Source organism: Streptomyces sp. M41 (assembly GCF_043673425.1).
Classification (GTDB): Bacteria; Actinomycetota; Actinomycetes; order Streptomycetales; family Streptomycetaceae; genus Streptomyces.
Genome location: NZ_JBIMKE010000002.1, coordinates 28,774 through 49,498 on the forward strand (window position 1 = coordinate 28,774; position 20,725 = coordinate 49,498).

Genomic DNA, 20,725 nt, shown 5'->3' on the forward strand with positions numbered 1-20,725 from the left:
CACCGCCGCCGGACTGCGCGACCGGCCGCGCCCACCCCTACCCGACGGCCACCCGCCCCCGATGCTCCTGCGGGCTCACGCCGTAGACCCGCTTGAAGGCGCTGGACAGCGCGAACGCGCTGCCGTATCCGACTCTCCGGGCGATCGCGTCCAGCGTGTCGTCGGTGTCCCGCAGCGCGTCCGCGGCCAGTCCGAGCCGCCAGCCCGTGAGGTACGTCATCGGCGGCTCCCCCACCAGCTCGGTGAACCTGCGGGCGAGCGCGGCCCGCGACACCCCGGCCTTGGCCGCCAGCGAGGCCACGGTCCAGGGATGCGCGGGATCGTCCTGGACGAGCCGCAGCACCCGGCCCACGACCGGGTCGGCCAGCGCCTGGTACCAGGCCGGCGCCGCCGCCTCCGGGCGGGAGAACCAGGCTCTGAGCGCGGCGATGACCAGCAGGTCGAGCAGCCGGTCGAGGACGACCTCCTGGCCGGGTTCGTCGCGGACGACCTCCTCCATGAGGTAGGGCGTGAAAGGGCAGTCCCACACGTCGGCCGTGAGGGACAGCAGCGGCGGCAGCGCGTTCAGCAGCCGCCCGCTGATCTCGCCCTGCCACAGATAGGTGCCGATCAGCATCACGGCCGAGCCGTCCGTCCGGTCGCCCCAGGTGCGCACCCCGAGGTCCATGGAGCCGTTGAGGGAGCGCCCGTCGGGGTAACGGCACTCGGCGCCCGGAAGGATCAGGGCCTGGGGTGCGGTGCCGGGGTCGTCGGCGCAGGTGTAGGGGTCGGGGCCGCGGGCGATCGCGAGGTCTCCGGGGCGCAGTCTGATCCGCTCCCCCCGGTCGGGGCTGACCCAGGCCTCGCCGCGGACCATGACCATGACGGTGAGCGGGGCGCGGTCCTCGACGCGGATGGCCCACGGCGGCTCGAAGCACGCTCGGATCATGAAGGCGCCACGTGCCCGGGGGCCCTCCAGCAGGCCGGCGAGAGCGTCCATGGCGTCAGCGTAGACGGCCGCGTATGGGAATGAGCCGTTCAGCGATGGGCTGTCGGGGCGCCCGGCCGTTGACTGGGGGCATGGCGAAGAACACGGCCGATACGGCGAACACGCGAGCGATGACGGTGGTGGTGACCGGGGCCTCCGGTCGTACCGGGAGCCGGGTGGCGGGGGCGGCGCGCGCGGCGGGGCTCACGGTGCGGGCCGCGTCCCGGGCGCGGGGCTTCGACTGGGAGGACCCGACCACCTGGGCCGAGACCCTGCGGGACGCGGACGCGGCGTATCTGATGTACCCGTCCGACATCGGTTCCCCGGCGGCGGCCGAGGGGGTCGGGGCGCTCGCGCGGGAGGCGGTCGGGCTCGGCGTACGGCGGCTGGTGCTGCTGTCGGCGCGCGGCGAGGACCAGGCGCTGCCGGCCGAGGAGGCGCTGCGGTCGTCCGGCGCGGACTGGACGGTCGTACGGGCGGCGTGGTTCGCGCAGAACTTCAGCGAGGGGCCGCTGGTGGAGGGGATGCGCCAGGGCGAGCTGGTCTTCCCCGCGGGTGAGGTGAAGGAGCCGTTCATCGACGTGCGGGACATCGCGGACGTGGTGACGGCCGTGCTGACGTCGGGGAACAGGTTCACGGGGCGGACGCTGGAGGTGACCGGGCCGCGGCTGCTGTCGTGGCGGGAGGCGGTCGCGGAGATCTCCGCGGCGGCGGGCCGCCCGCTCACGTACACGCCGGTCCCGACCCGGGCGTACGGCGAGGCCCTGACCGGGTTCGGTGTGCCGCCGGAGGAGGCCGAGCTGCTGATCGAGGTCTTCGACACCCTCATGGACGGCCGCAACGCCCATGTCACGCACGACGTCCACGAGGTGCTGGGCCGGGAGCCGCGCGACTTCGCCGACTTCGCCCGTCAGGCCGCGGCGGCGGGGGCGTGGCGGGCGTGAGGGGGGACGGATGTGCGACCCGGGCGGCTAGGGGGTGTTTCGATAGTCCCGCACAGCACCCACGGCGCCCGGCACGCACCCTCGCCGCACCGGCCAAAGGCCCAAGTACGTCCAGTACGAGGGCCTTCGTCCGGCACGCCGAGGGCACGCACCGGACACCGCGGGCACCGCACGAGACTTTCGAAACACCCCCTAGGAGTCCTCCGGCTTGTGCGGATGGTGGTGGTGGTGCGGGCTCTTCACATGAGTGCGCAGCCGGGACGTCACGTCCTCCGGCGGCAGGAAGCGGGACCAGCGTTCGGGGAACTCCGACGGCATGTCGGGGTCGTCGGGGTCCGGTTCCCGGCCGGCGGCGGCGCGGGCCACGTACTCGGCGACCTGGGCCTCGCGCAGCCTTTCGTTGGCGGCGCGGGCCGCGGCCGTCGCGGCGGCCGGCCAGACCCGGTCGATCGCGGCGTTGACGGCGGCCCCGACGAGCACGGCGAAGGCGGAGACGCCGATCCACAGCAGTACGGCGACGGCGGCGGCGAGGGAGCCGTAGATCGTCGCGCCCTCGATCGTGTTGGTCAGGTAGATGCGCAGCAGGAAGCTGCCCAGCACCCACATGCCGAGGGCGACGAGCGCGCCGGGCACGTCCTCGATCCAGGGCGAGCGCACCGGCACGGACACGTGGTACAGCGTCGTCAGGAACGCGATCGACAGCACGATCACGACCGGCCAGTACAGGACCTGCACCAGGGTCTCCGACCACGGCACGATCCGCACGACCGCGTCCGGTCCCGCCACCATCAGCGGCAGCGCCACCGAGCCGATCAGCAGCGCGGCGATGAACAGCAGGAACGCCACCAGCCGGGTCTTGACGATGCCCCGGACGCCGTCCAGGCCGTACATCACGGTGATCGTGTCTATGAAGACGTTCACCGCGCGCGACCCCGACCACAGGGCGAACAGGAAGCCGACGGAGATGACGTCGGGGCGACCGCCCTTCATGACGTCGTCCAGGATCGGCTGGGCGATCTGGCGTACGCCCTCGTCGGACAGGACGGTGCGGGAGGCCTCCAGGAGGTTGGTCTCCAGGCTGCTGATGGTGTCGGTGCCAGTCCAGACGTCCACGTGGCCTAGGAGGCCGATGAGGCTCAGGAGGAGTGGGGGGACGGACAGCAGTGTGAAGAACGCGGCTTCGGCCGCGAGGCCCAGGATGCGGTACTCGATGCAGGAGTTGACGGTGTCCTTGAGAAGCAGCCAGGCGGTCCTGCGCTTGGAGACGTTCCGGTAGAGGACCCGTGCCCGGTGGAGACGGCCGGAGGACCGCTGGGGGGATTCACTTGCTGACTGCACGACCTAAAGGTATCCGCCGTACGGGGGCGCGCTCATCGCGGCGGCGGGGCGCGCCGCGCCACCCGCCCGGCCCCTCGCCCCGCCGCTGCGTCCGGGAGGGGACCGCCGGCTCGCACCGGGGTAGGTTCACAGCCATGGCAGGCAGCACGCACACCGTGACCAACCAGCCCCCGCCCCTGGCCCAGTACGACGTCTACGGCGCCGACCGGGCGCTGACCGAGGCGGTCGAGCGGCACCTCGCCCCGGAGCTGCTGGACGAGGTCGGGTCGGAGCTGGCGGCGCTCGGCCGGTCCTGCGGCTCGGCGCAGCTCCTGGAGTGGGGGACGCTGGCCAACGAGCATCCGCCGCGGCTGCGCACCCACGACCGGCACGGCCGCCGGATCGACGAGGTCGACTTCCATCCGTCCTGGTACCGGCTGCTCGGCAAGGGCGTCGCGGCGGGGATGACCGCGGCCTGGGTGCGCCCGGGCGGGCATGTGCGGCGGGCCGCGGCGTTCTTGATGTGGACGCAGGTCGAGGCGGGCAACGGCTGCCCGCTGTCCATGACCCACGCGGCGATTCCCGCGCTGCGCACCGACCCCGCGCTGGCCGCGGAGTGGGAACCGCGGCTGACGTCCATGATCTACGACCGTGAGCTGCGGCCGGCCGGGCAGAAGGCCGGCGCCCTGTTCGGCATGGGCATGACAGAGAAGCAGGGCGGCAGCGACGTACGGGCCAACACGACGACCGCCACCCCGCTCGCCGAGGCCGGGACGTACACGCTGACCGGCCACAAGTGGTTCTGCTCGGCGCCGATGTCGGACGGCTTCCTGGTGCTCGCGCAGGCACCGGACGGCCTCACCTGTTTCCTGGTGCCACGCGTCCTGGAGGACGGCAGCCGCAACGTCTTCCTCATCCAGCGTCTCAAGGACAAGCTGGGCAACCGCTCGAACGCCTCCGCCGAGGTCGAGTTCGACGGGACGTGGGCGCGCCGGGTCGGCGAGGAGGGGCGTGGGGTGCGCACCATCATCGAGATGGTGGCGGCGACCCGCCTCGACTGCGTACTGGGGTCCGCCGGCCTCATGCGGCAGGCGGTCGCGCAGGCGATCCACCACTGCGCCCACCGCGAGGCGTTCGGCGGGAAGCTCGTCGACAAGCCGCTGATGCGCAATGTCCTGGCCGACCTGGCCGTCGAGTCGGAGGCGGCGACCACCCTCGCGCTGCGGCTCGCCGCCGCCTACGACGACGGCGGTGAACAGGAGCGGGCACTGCTGCGGATCGCGGTGCCGGCCGCGAAGTACTGGGTGACCAAGCGCTGCACACCGCTCACGGTCGAGGCGTCCGAGTGCCTGGGCGGCAACGGATACGTCGAGGAGTCCGGCATGCCCCGGCTGGTGCGCGAATCACCGCTGAACTCCATCTGGGAGGGCGCGGGCAACGTCCAGGCCCTGGACGTGCTGCGGGCCCTGCAACGGGAGCCCGCGGCGCTGAACGCCTACCTCCAGGAGGTCGGCCTCGCCCGCGGCGCCGATCACCGCCTGGACGCGGCGATCAAGGGCCTGCTGACGGAACTGGCCGACCTGGAGGGCATCGAGGCCCGGGCCCGCCGCGTCACCGAGCGGCTCGCGCTGGTGCTCCAGGGTTCCCTGCTGATCCGCTTCGCCCCGCCGGAGGTCGCCGACGCGTTCTGTGCGTCCCGCCTGGGCACCGACGCGGGCACCGTCTTCGGCACCCTTCCCCACAACCTCGCTCTGCCGGCCATCGTGGCCCGGGCGACGCCGAACTGACCGCCAGGTCGACGGGCTCAGGGGCGCGGGGAACTGCGCGACCGGCCACGACCGACCCGCACCTGCCGACGAGACACCAAACGGCACCTGCGAGACGCAACCCGCCCGACCGCCGGAGGTAGGGGGTGGTGCTGCGCCGACACGGCACCACCCCCGCTCATGGCCCGTTCGAGGCCGCGAACGCCGCTCGGGACGGCGTTGCTCAAGTCTCAATCAGGCCAGGACGGTCCACCAGGGTTGCAAGGGGTTGCAACTTGTTGGCGTCTGTGTGCGGACTGTGTCCCTCCGCGAGCGGCGGAGGGCACTATGAAATTGCAGCGCCGATTGCAGTGCCGATTGCACGGCCGCTTCGCACGACGAGTCGAACCGGGAGGACCCTTGGCGCACTCGCCGACGGACGTGACGCAGTTGGCCGCCGTGGACGCGGCGCGGGCGGCGCGAGTGCTCAGCGAGGTCCGCGCCGCCACGCTCTCCGGTGGGCGCGCGCCCGTCGCGCCGCGCCCGGTGATCGAGCAGTCCTGGGAACGCGTGCTGCGGGGCGGCGTCGATCCGGACCACGACGTCCGTTCCGGGCTGTTGTCCCGGGAGGAGGTGCAGCGACGCCGCGAGACCACCGCCCTCAGGCATGTGCTGCCGGTGCTGCGCGAGGGGTTGCTGTCGGTCGCGGACATCGCCCACCACATCATGGTCGTCGCCGACCACGAGGGCCGGGTGCTGTGGCGGGAGGGCAACTCCTCGGTGCTGCGCAGGGCGGACGGCCTGGGCTTCGAACTGGGTGCCGACTGGCGGGAAAGCGTCGTCGGCACGAACGGCGTGGGCACCCCGGCCGTGGTCCGCCGGCCCGTGCAGGTCTTCGCCTCCGAGCACTTCCAGCGCTCGCAGACCTCCTGGACCTGCACCGGCGCCCCCATCACCGACCCCAGGGACGGCCGGCTGATCGGCGTGGTGGACATCAGCGGACCGCTGGAGACCATGCATCCGGCCACGCTCGCCTGGGTCGACACAGTGGCCAAGCTGGCCGAGGCAAGGCTGCGCGAGCTGCATCTGACCTCGCTGGAGCGGCTGCGCGCGGTGGCGGCTCCGGTGCTGGCCCGGATCGCCGGGCGGGCGCTGGTGGTGGACCGGGACGGCTGGACGGCAGCGGTGACCGGGATGCCGTACACGAACCGGGTGGCGCTGCCCAAGTCCCTGTCGCCGGGGCGGCGCTGGCTGCCGCCGCTGGGGCTGTGCGCGGTGGAATCGCTGGCCGGCGGCTGGCTGCTGCGGGCCGCGGACGAGCCGGTCCCGCCCGGGGCGACCCGCATCGTGCTGGATCTGACGCAGCCGCGCCGCTGGTCGGTGACGGTGTCCGGCGGCGCGGGCTCCTGGTGCCATGAACTGAGCCCCCGGCATGCCGAGTTGCTCTACCTGCTGGCCCTGCATCGCGCCGGCCGCAGCGCGGCGGAGCTGGCCGAGGACATGTTCGGCGACGCGGGCCGTACGGTCACGGTCCGGGCCGAGATGTCCCGGGTGCGGCGCTATCTGGGGGCGTTCCTGGAGCATCGCCCGTACCGCTTCGGTGAGGACGCCGAGGTCGGGGTGCTGCTGCCGGACGACCCCCGCGATCTGCTGCCCCACTCGACGGCGCCGGCGGTGGCGCGGGGGCGGACCTCGACCGGGCCGTCCTGAGCGCGAGCGGGATTTCCGGAGCGCAAGCGGGGCGTCGGGACCGAGAGCGGGATTTCCGGAGCAAGAGTGGCATCTTCCGCATATTTGCGGGGTCTTAGTCCGCAAGCGTGCTCAACTGCCGTAGCATCCCTCTACGGGCCACCCCACCTGCTCCTTTGGTCAACGCACGGACCATTGGGGGCAGTTGGCTCGCCTCGGGAGGTTGGATGAAGCACCGCGGCAGACACCGCCGACGCAAGCAGGGGCGAGCGATGCGCGCGTTCCTGGCCGGAACCGCCCTCGCACTCACCGCCGCCGCCACGATGATCAGCGCCTCACAGGCCACGGTCGGCGACGATCCCGGGGCGCTGGAGCCCCTCACCGGGGCGGGCGAGACACGCGCGCTCGGGCTGCGGGAGCAGCTGGCCCCGCAGGCCACCCTCGACGAACTCGCCTCCCGGATGGGCGAGCCGGTCGGTGTCCGCGCGGTCCTGGAGAGCGCCGACCGCAGCCTGCGCACCGCGTCCGGCTGCACGGCCGGGGAGCGCACGGCACTCCCGGTCGCGCCGGCCGCCACCCGCGCGTACTGCTGGGACGCCGCCGACACCCGCTCCTGGCGGGCGGGCGCGGTCACGACCTCGGGCGACGCCGACGACGACGGCTGGTGGAACGACAACCGGGTGATCCTCTCCGGCTGGAGCCAGGGCAGCGGCGACCGGGGCCTCGCCCGGGTCTCCTTCGTCGACGCGAACGACCTGAACCACCTGCGCCACGCTTCCGCCCTCCTCGTCGTACCGGTGGACGGCGGGCGCGACTACCGCGCCCTGACCTCCCGTCTTTCCGGCATGGTCTGGTACCAGGACAAGCTGCTGGTCACCGCCGACGACGGGCTGTTCGTCTACGACATGAACCGCGTCCAGCGCACCACCGTCGACGCCGCCGCGGTGGGCCGGGTCGGGGACGGCTGGTCGGCCCACGGCCAGCGCTTCGTGCTGCCGGCCATCGGCTCGTACCGGCTGACCGGCGCGGACCGCGCCCCCCGCCTGGGCGCCGTCGCACTGGACCGCAGCACCGCGCCCGACAGCCTGGTCGCGAGCGAGTGGACCCCGGTGGACAGCGACCGGCACGCCCGGCTGTGGCGGTACGACTTCAGCAAGGACCCGGCGCGCCCCGGCCTGCTGGCCACCGACCCCGCCGGATCCGCCGCCGCGGTCGAGGCGTACGAGACGGAGGCGTCCGGTACGGCGGGCATCCTGTCGCATCGGGCGGCCGGGACCAAGCGCGCCGACTGGTATCTGGGCCGGGTCCCCGGCACCACGGACCGGCAGGGCAGCATGTGGCGCCAGAACACCGAGGGCGCAAAGGCCACCCGCTGCGGTTCGGAGGACGCCCCGCGCTGCTGGGGTGCCCAGGTCGGCCCCCTTTCCTACTGGGAGGCGACCGGCGAGGTCTGGTCCCAGTCGGGCCGGATGCTGTTCGCCGTGCCGCTGAGGTCGATCGACCGGGCACTGGATTAGGGCTGCCGTTCGGATCATCCGGCCCTGGCCGAGCCGCCGTGGACGCCGGTCGACAGACCGGCGGCCCGGATGGTTCTCTGGCCGCCATGAGCACCATCCCCGTGACCACCTGGTCCCTCGAGCAGACCGCCCCCACCGACGTCCTGCCGGCCGCCGCCCCGGAGGGCGACGTGCGGATCGTCCGTGCCGAGGTCCCTTCGCCCGAGTTCAGCCGGTTTCTGTACGCCTCGGTCGGCGGGGACATCCGGTGGACCGACCGGCTCGGCTGGACGTACGCCCAGTGGCAGAAGCACCTGCAGCGGCCCGGCGTGGAGACGTGGGTGGCGTACGAGCAGGGCACTCCGGCGGGGTACGTGGAGCTGGAAGCCCAGGACGACGGGGTCGTGGAGATCGTCTACTTCGGCTTGATCCCGGCCTTCCGCGGGCGACGCATCGGCGGTCGTCTGCTGGCGTACGGCGCCGCCCGTGCCTGGGACCTGGCGGACCGCTGGCCGGGGCTGGCACAGACGAAGCGGGTCTGGCTGCACACCTGCAGCAAGGACGGGGAGCACGCCATGGACAACTACCTGCGCCGGGGCTTCAGGCTCTTCGACACCAAGGTGGAGGAGGAGGCCGAGGTGCCCACCCCGGGCCCCTGGCCGTGCGCCTACCTCGCCTGAGCTGGGCGGACAAGACTCGATACCGCCATGTGACAGACACCACTCACGTCTCGCCTGTCGGGACACTGATGTCCGCATGATGGACGAAGCTGGACTGTGTCCAGATCGCCGTGACACGCTTCCGTCATGCCTGGAACTGGAATTGCCTTGGTGAGTCGGCGGCACGTCGACCTCGGCCGCATGTCCAGCGCCATCTGTCCGGCGCGCTGAGCCAGCCCAGCAGCGCCCGACCTCCCCTTTCCTCGCCTCATTCCCGCGCAATGTCGCGCACGTATGCCCATGCGCCCGTACGCGCAGGTCAGAGCCGCATTCCCGCCTGTCCCGAAGGACGAATAACCATGGCCGCCACCCCGCAGAAGCCTGCCGCCGCGACTCCCCGCCGCAAGGTGAGCCGTCACCGCGGTGAGGGTCAGTGGGCCGTGGGGCACCACACCCCGCTGAACGGCAACGAGCAGTTCAAGAAGGACGACGACGGTCTCAATGTGCGGACACGCATTGAGACGATCTACTCCAAGCGCGGCTTCGACTCCATCGACCCGAACGATCTGCGTGGCCGTATGCGCTGGTGGGGGCTGTACACCCAGCGCAAGCCCGGGATCGACGGCGGCAAGACCGCGATCCTGGAGCCGGAGGAGCTGGACGACTCCTACTTCATGCTGCGCGTCCGCATCGACGGCGGGGCGCTGACCACCCGGCAGCTGCGGGTCATCGGGGAGATCTCCCAGGAGTTCGCGCGCGGCACCGCGGACATCACCGACCGGCAGAACGTCCAGTACCACTGGATCCGGATCGAGGACATGCCCGCGATCTGGGAACGGCTGGAGGGCGTCGGCCTGTCCACGGTCACGGCCTGCGGCGACACCCCGCGTGTGATGATCGGCTCCCCCGTCGCGGGCATCGCCGAGGACGAGATCATCGACGCCACCCCCGCGCTGGAGGAGATGAAGCGCCGGGTCCTGAACAACAAGGCGTATTCCAACCTCCCCCGGAAGTTCAAGACGGCCATCTCGGGGTCGCCGCTGCTCGACGTGGTGCACGAGATCAACGACGTCGCGTTCGTCGGCGTACGCCACCCTGAGCACGGCCCGGGCTTCGACGTGTGGGTCGGCGGCGGCCTGTCCACCAACCCCAAGCTGGGTGTGCGGCTCGGCACCTGGGTGTCGATCGACGACGTCCCGGACGTCTACGAGGGCGTCATCTCGATCTTCCGTGACTACGGCTACCGTCGGCTGCGCAACCGCGCCCGCCTGAAGTTCCTCGTCGCCGACTGGGGCGCCGAGAAGTTCCGGCAGGTTCTGGAGGACGAGTACCTGGGCGGGCGCAAGCTGATCGACGGGCCCGCCCCCGAGCAGCCCGTGCAGCAGTGGCGGGACCACATCGGTGTGCACCGGCAGAAGGACGGCCGTTTCTACGTCGGCTTCGCGCCGCGCGTGGGACGCGTCGACGGCGCCACCCTCACGAAGATCGCCGACCTGGCCGAGGCCCATGGTTCGGGCCGGGTGCGCACCACCGTCGAGCAGAAGATGATCGTCCTGGACGTCGAGGAGGGTCAGGTGGACTCGCTGGTCGAGGGCCTGGAGGCGCTCGACCTCACCGCCCGGCCGTCCTCGTTCCGGCGGGGCACCATGGCGTGCACCGGCATCGAGTTCTGCAAGCTCGCCATCGTCGAGACCAAGCAGCGCGGTGCCACGCTGATCGACGAGCTGGAGCGCCGGCTGCCGGACTTCGACCAGCCCCTCACCATCAACCTCAACGGCTGCCCGAACGCCTGCGCCCGTATCCAGGTGGCGGACATCGGTCTCAAGGGCCAGCTGGTCGTCAACGACCAGGGCCAGCAGGTCGAGGGCTACCAGGTGCACCTGGGCGGCGCGCTCGGCCTGGAGGCCGGGTTCGGCCGCAAGGTGCGTGGCCTGAAGGTCACCTCCGACGAGCTGCCCGACTACATCGAGCGCGTCCTCAAGCGGTTCCAGGCGGAGCGCGAGGACGGCGAGCGGTTCGCGACCTGGGCCGCGCGCGCCTCCGAGGAGGCCCTGTCGTGAGCGAGCGGGCCGCCCCCTTCTACTGCCCCTACTGCGGCGACGAGGACCTGCGTCCGAGCGAGCAGGGTCACGGAACGTGGGAATGCGCGGCCTGCAACCGCGCATTCCAGTTGAAGTTCCTCGGGCTGCTGGCCCGGGGCCTTCAGCCCGACGACGCAGGGGGAGACGAGATATGACGACGACTCAGGAAGAGCGCACGACCGAGGAGCTCAAGGCACTCGCCGAGCAGGCGGGCCGTGACCTGGAGGACGCCAGCGCGCTGGAGATCCTCCAGTGGGCCGTCGACACGTTCGGCAGGCGCTTCTGCGTGACCTCGTCGATGGAGGACGCGGTGGTCGCCCACCTCGCCTCCCGCGCCAGGCCCGGTGTGGACGTCGTGTTCCTCGACACCGGCTACCACTTCGAGGAGACCATCGGCACCCGCGACGCGGTCGAGGCCGTGATGGACGTCAATGTCATCACCCTCACCCCGCGCCAGTCGGTCGCCGAGCAGGACGCCGAGTACGGCCCGAAGCTGCACGACCGCGACCCCGACCTGTGCTGCAAGCTGCGCAAGGTGGAGCCGCTGGAGCGGGGCCTGAAGGATTACGCGGCCTGGGCGACCGGTCTGCGCCGCGACGAGTCCCCGACCCGGGCGAACACCCCGGTGGTCGGCTGGGACGACAAGCGGCGCAAGGTCAAGGTCTCCCCGATCGCGCGCTGGACCCAGGACGACGTGGACGCCTACGTCGCCGAGCACGGCGTCCTCACCAACCCGCTGCTGATGGACGGTTACGCCTCCGTCGGCTGCGCCCCCTGCACCCGCCGGGTCCTGGCGGGCGAGGACGCGCGCGCCGGCCGCTGGGCGGGCCGCGCCAAGACCGAGTGCGGGCTGCACGGATGACGACGACCATCACGACCACTGCGACTCAGGAGAACCAGGTGACGAGCGGAGCCACCGTCTGGCTCACGGGTCTGCCGAGCGCCGGCAAGACCACCATCGCCCATGAACTGGCCGGCCGGCTGCGCGCGGACGGCCACCGCGTCGAGGTGCTCGACGGCGACGAGATCCGCGAGTTCATCTCGGCGGGCCTCGGCTTCAGCCGCGCGGACCGGCACGCCAACGTGCAGCGCATCGGCTTCCTCGCCGATCTGCTCGCCCGCAACGGCGTCAAGACGCTCGTCCCGGTCATCGCGCCGTACGCCGACAGCCGGGACGCCGTGCGCAAGCGCCACGAGGTCAGCGGCACGGCGTACCTGGAAGTGCATGTGGCCACGCCGGTCGAGGTGTGCTCGGTGCGCGATGTGAAGGGTCTGTACGCCAAGCAGGCCGCGGGCGAGCTGACCGGACTGACCGGGGTCGACGACCCGTACGAGGCGCCCGAGTCGCCCGATCTGCGGATCGAGTCCCAGAACCAGACCGTGCAGGAGTCCGCGGCGTCGGTGTACGCCCTGCTCAGCGAAAGGGGTTTGGCATGACGACGACGGTCGCCACGGTGGAGGAGGGCACGGACTCCCCGTACGCCCTCTCGCACCTGGACGCGTTGGAGTCCGAGGCGGTGCACATCTTCCGTGAGGTCGCGGGCGAGTTCGAGCGGCCGGTGATCCTGTTCTCCGGCGGCAAGGACTCCATCGTCATGCTGCACCTGGCGCTGAAGGCGTTCGCCCCCGCGGCGGTCCCCTTCTCGCTGCTGCACGTGGACACCGGCCACAACTTCCCCGAGGTCATCGAATACCGGGACCGCACGGTCGCCCGGCACGGCCTGCGGCTGCACGTGGCCTCGGTGCAGGACTACATCGACCGCGGGGTGCTCAAGGAGCGCCCGGACGGCACCCGTAACCCGCTCCAGACCGTGCCGCTCACCGAGAAGATCCAGAGCGAGAAGTTCGACGCGGTCTTCGGCGGCGGGCGGCGCGACGAGGAGAAGGCCCGGGCCAAGGAGCGGGTGTTCTCGCTGCGGGACGAGTTCTCGCAGTGGGACCCGCGCCGGCAGCGGCCCGAGCTGTGGAACCTCTACAACGGCCGGCACGCGCCCGGCGAGCACGTCCGGGTGTTCCCGCTGTCCAACTGGACCGAGCTGGACGTCTGGCAGTACATCGCCCGCGAGGACATCGAGCTGCCGCAGATCTACTTCGCGCACGAGCGCGAGGTCTTCAAGCGCAGCGGCATGTGGCTGACCGCCGGTGAGTGGGGCGGACCGAAGGACGAGGAGAAGGTCGAGAAGCGGCTGGTGCGTTACCGGACCGTGGGCGACATGTCCTGCACCGGTGCCGTCGACTCCGACGCGGTGACCCTGGAGCAGGTCATCACCGAGATCGCCGCCTCCCGGCTCACCGAGCGCGGCGCGACCCGCGCCGACGACAAGCTCTCCGAGGCCGCGATGGAAGACCGTAAGCGCGAGGGGTACTTCTAAGCATGAGCACGATCACGACCGAGGAACTCTCGGCCACGACCCTGCTGCGGTTCGCCACCGCGGGCTCCGTCGACGACGGCAAGTCCACCCTGGTGGGACGGCTGCTGCACGACTCCAAGTCCGTGCTCACCGACCAGCTGGAGGCGGTGGAGCGCGCCTCGGCCAGCCGCGGCCAGGACGCCCCCGACCTGGCGCTGCTCACCGACGGCCTGCGTGCCGAGCGCGAGCAGGGCATCACGATCGATGTGGCGTACCGTTACTTCGCCACGGCCCGGCGCCGGTTCATCCTCGCCGACACCCCCGGCCATGTGCAGTACACCCGCAACATGGTCACGGGCGCGTCGACGGCCGAGCTGACGGTGATCCTGGTCGACGCCCGCAACGGCGTCGTCGAGCAGACCCGCCGGCACGCCGCGATCGCGGCCCTGCTGCGGGTGCCGCACGTCGTCCTCGCCGTGAACAAGATGGACCTGGTCGACTACCAGGAGTCCGTCTTCGCCGCGATCGCCGAGGAGTTCACGGCGTACGCGCTGGAGCTGGGCGTCCCGGAGATCACCGCGATCCCGATCTCGGCGCTGGCCGGCGACAACGTGGTGGACCCGTCGGCGAACATGGACTGGTACGGCGGGCCGACCTTCCTGGAGCACCTGGAGACGGTCCCGGTCAGCCACGACCTGAGCCACTGCCACGCCCGGCTGCCCGTGCAGTACGTGATCCGCCCGCAGACCGCCGAGCACCCCGACTACCGGGGCTACGCCGGTCAGATCGCCGCCGGTTCGTTCCGCGTCGGCGAGTCGGTCACCGTGCTCCCGTCCGGCCGTACCTCGAAGATCTCCGGCATCGACCTGCTCGGTGAAGCGGTCGACGTCGCCTGGACCACGCAGTCGGTGACCGTCCTGCTGGAGGACGACATCGACATCTCGCGCGGCGATCTGATCGTGCCGAGCAAGGACGCGCCCGCGACCACGCAGGACATCGAGGCCACGGTCTGCCATGTCGCCGACCAGCCGCTGCGGGTCGACCACCGGGTGCTGCTCAAGCACGGCACCCGCACTGTCAAGGCGATCGTCAAGGACATCCCGTCCCGGCTGACGCTCGACGACCTGTCCCTGCACCCGCATCCGGGGCAGCTCGTCGCCAACGACATCGGCCGGGTGAAGGTCCGCACCGCCGAACCGCTGCCCGTCGACTCCTACGCCGACTCCCGCCGCACCGGCTCGTTCATCCTGATCGACCCGAACGACGGCACCACGCTCACCGCGGGCATGGTCGGCGAGTCGTTCGCCTCTCCGGAGCCGGTCAAGGACGAGGCCGAGGACGACGGGTGGGACTTCTGAGAACGATGTGCGCGCCGGCCCGCGCGCACCTGATGCCCGCCGCCCCGGACGAATCCGACGACTCCCCGGCCACGACCTGACACGGGCGTGCGAGCCGGGCCACCGAGAGGAACCTCTCCCGTGCCTGCCACCCCCGCCCTGCGACGGACGCTCGCCGTCCTGGCCGCGCTCCCGCTGCTCGCCCTCGCGGCCTGCGGCTACGGCTCGCAGGCCAAGGAGAACACGGAGCAGGCCATCGCCGGGGCACCCAAGGTGGACGGGCTGGACTCGGTGAAGATCGGCTACTTCGGGAACCTCACCCACGCCACCGCCCTGGTCGGCCGGCAGCAGGGGCTGTTCCAGAAGGAGCTGGGCGGCACGCGGGCGGAGTACGCCACGTTCAACGCGGGCCCGTCGGAGATCGAGGCGCTGAACTCCGGCTCCATCGACATCGGCTGGATCGGCCCGTCCCCGGCGATCAACGGCTACCTCAAGTCCGGCGGCAAGAACCTGCGGATCGTCTCCGGTTCGGCGTCGGGCGGCGTGAAGCTCGTGGTGAACCCGGAGAAGGTCAAGTCCCTCAAGGACGTCAAGGGCAAGAAGATCGCCACCCCGCAGCTCGGCAACACCCAGGACGTGGCGTTCCTCAACTGGATCGCCGAGCGGGGCTGGAAGGTCGACGCGGAGAGCGGCCAGGGTGACGTCTCGGTCGTCCGCACCGACAACAAGATCGCCCCGGACGCCTACAGGTCCGGTTCGATCGACGGCGCCTGGGTGCCGGAGCCGACCGCCTCGAAGCTGGTCGCCGAGGGCGGCAAGGTGCTCCTCGACGAGGCCGACCTGTGGCCGGACAAGAAGTTCGTGATCACGAACGTCGTCGTGTCGCAGAGCTTCCTGAAGGAGCACCCGAAGGCCGTGGAGGCCGTCCTGCGTGCCTCGGTGAAGGCCAACAAGTGGATCGGCGACAACCCGGAGCGGGCGAAGGCCGCGGCCAACGCCCAGCTGGAGGCCGACACCGGCAAGCCGCTGCCCGCCGACGTCCTCGACCCGGCATGGCGGTCGATCCAGGTCACCGACGACCCGCTGGCGTCGACGCTCGTCACCGAGGCCGAGCACGCCGTCGAGGCGGGCCTGCTCCAGCAGCCCGATCTGACCGGCATCTACGACCTGAATCCGCTGAACAAGGTCCTCAAGGGCGAGGGCAAGGACGAGTTCGACGACGCCGGTCTCGGCGTGACGTCGTGAGCGACGCAACGATCCCGATGAGTTCCCAGGAGGTGACGACCATGGCAACCGCCCTCGCCAAGGCCGCCGACGACACGGCCGCGCCCGTGGCGCACGCCGCGCGCATCGAGCATGTCTCGAAGTCCTTCGCCGGCCCCGCCGGTCAGCAGCTCGTCCTCGACGACATCACGCTCGATGTCGCGCCCGGCGAGTTCGTCACGCTCCTCGGGGCGTCCGGCTGCGGCAAGTCGACGCTGCTGAACCTGGTGGCCGGACTCGACCGGCCCAGCGCGGGCGACATCACGACCGACGGCCGCCCGGCGCTGATGTTCCAGGAGCACGCGCTCTTCCCCTGGCTGACCGCGGGCAAGAACATCGAACTCGCCCTCAAGCTGCGGGGCGTGCCCAAGGCCGAGCGGCGCGAGCGCGCCGAGGAGCTGCTCGAACTGGTCCGGCTGAAGGGCGCGTACGGCAAGCGGGTGCACGAGCTGTCCGGCGGTATGCGTCAGCGCGTCGCCATGGCCCGCGCGCTCGCCCAGGACAGCAAGCTGCTGCTGATGGACGAGCCGTTCGCGGCTCTGGACGCGATCACGCGGGACGTGCTGCACGACGAGCTGACCCGGATCTGGCGCGAGACACGGCTGTCGGTGCTGTTCGTGACGCACAACGTGCGCGAGGCGGTGCGGCTGGCCGAGCGGGTCGTGCTGCTGTCCTCCCGCCCGGGACGCGTCGCGCGGGAGTGGACGGTCGACATCCCGCAGCCGCGTCGCATCGAGGACACCGCGGTGGCGGAGCTGTCCCGGGAGATCACCGAAGAACTGCGTGGGGAGATCCGCCGACATGGCCAGCACTGACACGAGCGTCGCCGCGAAGGACGGCAACGATCTCGCCGGGCTCGAAGCGGGGCTGGACGCCCTGGAGACGGTCCAGACGAGTCGTACGCCGTTCCGCAGGACCCTGACGCAGAAGATCCTGCCGCCGATCGTCGCCGTGGTCCTCGTGCTCGCGGTCTGGCAGTTCCTGGTGTCGTCCGGGATCGCCGACGATCCGACGAAGCTGCCCACGCCGTCCGACGTGTGGGGCGAGCTGCGCGAGTCCTGGCTCGAGGGCACGCTCCACTCGTACGTCTGGACGTCCGTCTCGCGCGGTCTGCTGGGCTTCCTGCTGGCGCTGGCGATCGGCACGCCGCTGGGCCTGCTGGTGTCGCGGGTGCGGTTCGTGCGCGCGGCGTTCGGGCCGATCCTCTCCGGCCTCCAGTCGCTGCCGTCGGTCGCCTGGGTGCCGCCGGCGGTGATCTGGCTGGGCCTGAACGACCGGATGATGTTCGCGGTGATCCTGCTCGGCGCGGTGCCCTCGATCGCCAACGGGCTGGTGTCCGGCGTCGACCAGGTGCCGCCGCTGTTCCTGCGGGCGGGCCGCACGCTGGGCGCGACGGGTCTGAAGGGCACCTGGCACATCGTGATGCCGGCGGCGCTGCCCGGCTATCTGGCGGGTCTGAAGCAGGGGTGGGCCTTCTCCTGGCGGTCGCTGATGGCCGCGGAGATCATCGCCTCCTCCCCCGACCTCGGCGTGGGCCTCGGACAGTTGCTGGAGAACGGCCGCAACACGAGCTCCATGTCCATGGTCTTCTTCGCCATCCTGCTCATCCTGATCGTCGGTATCGCCATCGACCTGCTGATCTTCAGCCCGCTGGAGCGGTGGGTGCTGCGCAGCCGCGGTCTGCTGGCAAGGAGCTGAGTCCCCGTGTTCACCAAGCCGGTTCTTCTCGTCATCGGCCACGGCAGCCGCGATCCGCGGCATGCCGCGACGGTGCACGCCCTGGTGCGCCGGGTGCGCTCGCTGCGCCCGGACCTGCGGGTGGAGACCGGCTTCCTGGACTTCAACATCCCTTCGGTGCAGGGCGTGCTGGAGTCGCTGGCGGCACAGGGCGTACGTGACGTCGTGGCGCTCCCTCTCCTGCTGACGCGCGCGTTCCATGCGAAGGCGGACATCCCGGCGGTGCTGCGGGCGGCGCCGCCGCGGCTGCGCATCCGCCAGGCGGAGGTGCTGGGCCCGTCGCCGCTGCTCCTGGCCGCTCTGGAACGGCGGTTGTACGAGGCGGGGCTGACGCCCGCCGACAAGTCCTCGACCGGGGTCGTGCTGGCCGCGGCGGGGTCCACCGACCCGGAGGCGATCGCGGTGATCGCAGAAATCGCGCGGGAGTGGCGGCACACCGGTTGGTGCGCCGTGCGGCCCGCGTTCGCCTCCGCATCTCTGCCCCGCACCGAGGACGCGGTGCGGGAGCTGCGGGCACTGGGCTGCGAGCGGGTGGCCGTGGCCCCGTACGTGCTCGCGCCCGGCTTCCTGCCGGACCGGATCGCCCGGGGCGCGGCCGGCGCGGACGTACTCGCGGACGTCCTGGGGGCCGCGCCCGAGGTGGCGCGGGTCCTGCTGGAGCGGTACGACACGGCGGGGCTGCCGATGGCGGCGGCGGTCGGGGCCTGAAGTCCCGGGCGGGAGGCCGCCTGACGAGGAACCGCCTGACAGGAAGATGCCGGACGGGAAGATGCCGGACGGGAAAATGCCTGGTCGGGTTCCGGAAAAAAGTCTCCCCGCGGCGCCGGGATCTGCTGGGATGGTCCCTCGAAGAGCTATCGGGGGAGAGCGGCGTACGTGGCGGGACGGGAGTTCGGGCATCATCTCGGGTTGCCGCGGGCGTTGTCCGGGCTGCCCCTGAGCCCCCTCGTGCCCGGTTACGCCGAGCTCGCCGCCGCGCAGCACGCCGCGGGCTTACTGCACCTGGGCGCGGCCCTGCTGCCCTCGGGCGGCGGCGGGTTACGCGTCCTCGACGGCCTGTACATATCGTCCGGTCCGCGTGGCCGGACCCGCGTCGACGGCCCGCTGCTGGCCGGTCTCGCCCACTCAGCCACCCCCGCGGCGCCCGTCGCGCAGCTGCTGGCCGAACTGCACCACCGTGATCCGCAGGCCCCGCGCAGGGTCGTGCTGTACCAGCTGATAGGGCTGCTCCAGGAGCAGGGCGAGCGCGAACGGGCCCGCGTGGCCGCCGAGTCGGGTGTCCACCCCGACGAGGTGCCCGGCCTGGTGGCCGCCGCGCGGCTGCGGCCCGCCCTCACCCCGCGGCAGCGCGACGCCGCCGAATCCCTGGCCGACGCCTGGGCCCGGCACCGGCTGCACCGGGTCCGCGCCCTGCTGGAACGGCTGCCGCAGAACCGCACCGACCCGGCCCTCGAGGCGTTGCGGGGCGCTCTGACCACCCGGCTGGGCGTCGTGGAGGCGGCCCGGCGGGCGGCCCGGGAGGCCGAGGGCCGAGGGGACGGCGAGCGGGCGGCCGAGGAGTGGCTGCGCGCGCTGCGCGAGGCGGCCGACGACCGGCGCGCCTTGCACGCCCTGGTCCGGCACCATCGGCCCCGGCCTGGAGAGTCCGCCGCACTGCACGCCGAACTCGGGCCGGATCACGTCGCGTTGGCCTGGGACGGTACGGACGGCGGTCGTGGCGACGACGAGTGGCTGCTGCTGTGCCTCCAGGGGGACGAGCCCCGGCGCGGGCACGGCGACAAGAAGGGCGCCCTCAAGGTGCGGCAGGTTCCGACCCTGGCCACCGGGACGGCGCGGGACACGGCCGTCGCGCTCGGCACCGAGGTCCGGTACGCCGCCCTGCCGCTGCGTGCCGGACGGGTCGACGGGCCGCCGCTCGTCTCCCGGCGGCTGCTCGTCGCCCCCGAGGTGGAGGGGCTGACGCTCACCGACGGACCCGGGCGGATCGAGGGGACCTGGCGGACGCCGCCCGGTGTTGCCGAGGTGAGCGTCGAGTGGACGGGGCCGGACGGGATCACCGGTGAACTGCCGTCCCGCGAGGGCGGGTTCGTGGCCGGTGGTCTCGCGGCCGGGGAGCATGCCGTTCGCGTCGTCTGCCGGTACCGGGCCCCCGGCGGCGCCCTCGTCCCCTCCCCCGGCGTCCGCGCCGTGCGCACCGTCCACCCGTGGCCCGATGCCGTCCGCACCCTCGGCGCCCGCCCCGACGGCACCGCGGTGCGGTTCGAGTGGACCGGCGCGCGGGACAGCGAGGTCCGCCTGGTCCGATGGCCCGGGGAGCCGCCGCCGGCCGGCAGTGAGCTGCGCACCGACGAGCTGCCGTACCGGCTCGACGGGTCCGGCCCGGCCGGGGTGCTGGATCCGCCGCCGGACGGGCTCACGCGGGTCGCCGCCGTCGCCGTGCTCGGTGAGCGCGCGCTGGCCGGGCCCGCCGTCGATGTCGAGGTGCTGCGTCCCGTGACCGGGCTCGCGGCGCGGCGGCTGGCGGACGGGCATGCCGCGGTCACCCTCGACTGGCCGGACGGCGTCGGGCATCTGCTGGTGTCCTGGGAGCCGTTGGACGACACCGCGGTCGCGAGCGCGGACTCGGCCGCCGGCCCCGGCGGCGGGCGGCGTACCGTCACCGCCCACGCCTACCGTCGCGGGGGGCTACGGCTGCCCGTCGGACCGGGTGGCGTGCTGATCCGTGCCTCGACCGCTGCGCAGGCGCCCGGCGCCGTCGTCGTACCGGCCCCGTCCGCCGAGGTGGTGCTCCCGCCGGACACCACCATCGGGTACCGGCTGGTGCGGGGGCCACGCCGGTTCCTCGGGCGCGGCCGTACCCTGCTGCGCGTCACCCTGTCCGCCCCGCGAGGGCACACGGACGTCCCCGAGTTCGTGTGCGTCGCCCGCAGCGGCACCCTGCGCCCGCGCAGCGCGTCCGACGGCACCACCGTGCTGCGCATCCCCGGCACCGACCTGACCCGGCACGGCACGGTCGAGCAGGAGTTGCCGGCCGTGCCCTGTACGGCCCCGTACACCCTGCGCGGCTTTCTGCTGGGTGACCACGCGAGCGCCGTCCGCCTCGAAGAACCGTCCCCCGCGACCCTGGTGGTGCGCTGAG

The 20,725-nt window shown here is 72.2% G+C and carries 19 protein-coding genes; 17 read left to right on the forward strand and 2 right to left on the reverse strand.

The window, feature by feature from the left end:
• Positions 1-37 precede the first annotated feature (37 nt).
• Positions 38-979, reverse strand: coding sequence for an AraC family transcriptional regulator (locus ACHBTE_RS02505; protein WP_394721626.1), 942 nt, complete (start codon positions 977-979; stop codon positions 38-40).
• An 80-nt stretch (positions 980-1,059) separates the two neighbouring features.
• Between ACHBTE_RS02505 and ACHBTE_RS02510 the strand changes: the two genes are divergently transcribed.
• Complete coding sequence (locus ACHBTE_RS02510) at positions 1,060-1,911, forward strand: NAD(P)H-binding protein (protein ID WP_394721627.1); 852 nt, start codon at positions 1,060-1,062, stop codon at positions 1,909-1,911.
• A 192-nt stretch (positions 1,912-2,103) separates the two neighbouring features.
• Here the strand turns inward: ACHBTE_RS02510 and ACHBTE_RS02515 are convergent, their stop codons facing one another.
• Positions 2,104-3,249, reverse strand: coding sequence for a YihY/virulence factor BrkB family protein (locus ACHBTE_RS02515; RefSeq protein ID WP_394721628.1), 1,146 nt, complete (start codon positions 3,247-3,249; stop codon positions 2,104-2,106).
• A 134-nt stretch (positions 3,250-3,383) separates the two neighbouring features.
• Here ACHBTE_RS02515 and ACHBTE_RS02520 point away from each other — a divergent pair, with 134 nt between their 5' ends.
• From ACHBTE_RS02520 to ACHBTE_RS02595, 16 genes are all read left to right on the forward strand, one after another.
• Entirely contained in the window at positions 3,384-5,015 is a 1,632-nt protein-coding gene (locus tag ACHBTE_RS02520; protein WP_394721629.1) for an acyl-CoA dehydrogenase family protein, read from the forward strand.
• A 378-nt stretch (positions 5,016-5,393) separates the two neighbouring features.
• A complete protein-coding gene (locus ACHBTE_RS02525) occupies positions 5,394-6,683 on the forward strand; it encodes a GAF domain-containing protein (RefSeq protein ID WP_394721630.1) in 1,290 nt (429 codons plus the stop codon).
• Between the two features lie 206 nt (positions 6,684-6,889).
• The gene (locus ACHBTE_RS02530; RefSeq protein ID WP_394721631.1) at positions 6,890-8,179 is read left to right on the forward strand and encodes a hypothetical protein; all 1,290 of its coding nucleotides are present in this window, start codon (positions 6,890-6,892) and stop codon (positions 8,177-8,179) included.
• A gap of 86 nt (positions 8,180-8,265) precedes the next feature.
• A complete protein-coding gene (locus tag ACHBTE_RS02535; RefSeq protein WP_394721632.1) occupies positions 8,266-8,838 on the forward strand; it encodes a GNAT family N-acetyltransferase in 573 nt (190 codons plus the stop codon).
• 126 nt (positions 8,839-8,964) lie between these two features.
• Positions 8,965-9,048, forward strand: coding sequence for a putative leader peptide (locus ACHBTE_RS02540; protein ID WP_310887545.1), 84 nt, complete (start codon positions 8,965-8,967; stop codon positions 9,046-9,048).
• Between the two features lie 128 nt (positions 9,049-9,176).
• On the forward strand, positions 9,177-10,877 hold the full coding sequence (locus ACHBTE_RS02545; protein ID WP_394721633.1) for a nitrite/sulfite reductase: 1,701 nt from the start codon (positions 9,177-9,179) through the stop codon (positions 10,875-10,877).
• Complete coding sequence (locus ACHBTE_RS02550) at positions 10,874-11,053, forward strand: hypothetical protein (protein ID WP_394721634.1); 180 nt, start codon at positions 10,874-10,876, stop codon at positions 11,051-11,053. The genes ACHBTE_RS02545 and ACHBTE_RS02550 overlap by 4 nt, the downstream gene beginning before the upstream one ends.
• Positions 11,050-11,760, forward strand: coding sequence for a phosphoadenylyl-sulfate reductase (locus tag ACHBTE_RS02555; protein WP_394721635.1), 711 nt, complete (start codon positions 11,050-11,052; stop codon positions 11,758-11,760). The genes ACHBTE_RS02550 and ACHBTE_RS02555 overlap by 4 nt, the downstream gene beginning before the upstream one ends.
• Complete coding sequence (gene cysC / locus ACHBTE_RS02560) at positions 11,757-12,335, forward strand: adenylyl-sulfate kinase (RefSeq protein WP_394721636.1); 579 nt, start codon at positions 11,757-11,759, stop codon at positions 12,333-12,335. Before ACHBTE_RS02555 ends, cysC begins: the two co-directional genes overlap by 4 nt.
• Positions 12,332-13,270 (forward strand): sulfate adenylyltransferase subunit CysD, encoded by a 939-nt coding sequence (cysD, locus tag ACHBTE_RS02565; protein WP_394721637.1) that lies wholly within the window; start codon positions 12,332-12,334, stop codon positions 13,268-13,270. The genes cysC and cysD overlap by 4 nt, the downstream gene beginning before the upstream one ends.
• A gap of 2 nt (positions 13,271-13,272) precedes the next feature.
• Positions 13,273-14,607 carry a sulfate adenylyltransferase subunit 1 gene (locus ACHBTE_RS02570; protein WP_394721638.1) on the forward strand — a complete coding sequence of 445 codons (1,335 nt, stop codon included), beginning with the start codon at positions 13,273-13,275 and terminating at the stop codon, positions 14,605-14,607.
• Between the two features lie 120 nt (positions 14,608-14,727).
• The gene (locus ACHBTE_RS02575; protein ID WP_394721639.1) at positions 14,728-15,831 is read left to right on the forward strand and encodes an aliphatic sulfonate ABC transporter substrate-binding protein; all 1,104 of its coding nucleotides are present in this window, start codon (positions 14,728-14,730) and stop codon (positions 15,829-15,831) included.
• A gap of 41 nt (positions 15,832-15,872) precedes the next feature.
• Positions 15,873-16,664 carry an ABC transporter ATP-binding protein gene (locus ACHBTE_RS02580; protein WP_394721640.1) on the forward strand — a complete coding sequence of 264 codons (792 nt, stop codon included), beginning with the start codon at positions 15,873-15,875 and terminating at the stop codon, positions 16,662-16,664.
• Positions 16,651-17,547: an ABC transporter permease gene (locus tag ACHBTE_RS02585; RefSeq protein ID WP_394721641.1), complete on the forward strand. Its 897-nt coding sequence runs from the start codon at positions 16,651-16,653 to the stop codon at positions 17,545-17,547. Before ACHBTE_RS02580 ends, ACHBTE_RS02585 begins: the two co-directional genes overlap by 14 nt.
• A 6-nt stretch (positions 17,548-17,553) precedes the next feature.
• Positions 17,554-18,294 carry a sirohydrochlorin chelatase gene (locus ACHBTE_RS02590; RefSeq protein ID WP_394721643.1) on the forward strand — a complete coding sequence of 247 codons (741 nt, stop codon included), beginning with the start codon at positions 17,554-17,556 and terminating at the stop codon, positions 18,292-18,294.
• Positions 18,295-18,462: 168 nt separating this feature from the next.
• Positions 18,463-20,724 carry a hypothetical protein gene (locus ACHBTE_RS02595; RefSeq protein WP_394721644.1) on the forward strand — a complete coding sequence of 754 codons (2,262 nt, stop codon included), beginning with the start codon at positions 18,463-18,465 and terminating at the stop codon, positions 20,722-20,724.
• Position 20,725: the final 1 nt, after the last annotated feature.

Bases quoted from the DNA above. Each gene is read 5' to 3' on its own strand.
- ACHBTE_RS02510 (WP_394721627.1), top strand. From the start codon at position 1,060: ATGGCGAAGAACACGGCCGATACGGCGAACACGCGAGCGATGACGGTG.
- cysD (WP_394721637.1), top strand. From the start codon at position 12,332: ATGACGACGACGGTCGCCACGGTGGAGGAGGGCACGGACTCCCCGTAC.
- ACHBTE_RS02505 (WP_394721626.1), bottom strand. From the start codon at position 979: ATGGACGCTCTCGCCGGCCTGCTGGAGGGCCCCCGGGCACGTGGCGCC.
- ACHBTE_RS02585 (WP_394721641.1), top strand. From the start codon at position 16,651: ATGGCCAGCACTGACACGAGCGTCGCCGCGAAGGACGGCAACGATCTC.
- ACHBTE_RS02540 (WP_310887545.1), top strand. From the start codon at position 8,965: ATGCCTGGAACTGGAATTGCCTTGGTGAGTCGGCGGCACGTCGACCTC.
- cysC (WP_394721636.1), top strand. From the start codon at position 11,757: ATGACGACGACCATCACGACCACTGCGACTCAGGAGAACCAGGTGACG.
- ACHBTE_RS02545 (WP_394721633.1), top strand. From the start codon at position 9,177: ATGGCCGCCACCCCGCAGAAGCCTGCCGCCGCGACTCCCCGCCGCAAG.
- ACHBTE_RS02555 (WP_394721635.1), top strand. From the start codon at position 11,050: ATGACGACGACTCAGGAAGAGCGCACGACCGAGGAGCTCAAGGCACTC.
- ACHBTE_RS02570 (WP_394721638.1), top strand. From the start codon at position 13,273: ATGAGCACGATCACGACCGAGGAACTCTCGGCCACGACCCTGCTGCGG.
- ACHBTE_RS02530 (WP_394721631.1), top strand. From the start codon at position 6,890: ATGAAGCACCGCGGCAGACACCGCCGACGCAAGCAGGGGCGAGCGATG.
- ACHBTE_RS02520 (WP_394721629.1), top strand. From the start codon at position 3,384: ATGGCAGGCAGCACGCACACCGTGACCAACCAGCCCCCGCCCCTGGCC.
- ACHBTE_RS02535 (WP_394721632.1), top strand. From the start codon at position 8,266: ATGAGCACCATCCCCGTGACCACCTGGTCCCTCGAGCAGACCGCCCCC.
- ACHBTE_RS02580 (WP_394721640.1), top strand. From the start codon at position 15,873: ATGGCAACCGCCCTCGCCAAGGCCGCCGACGACACGGCCGCGCCCGTG.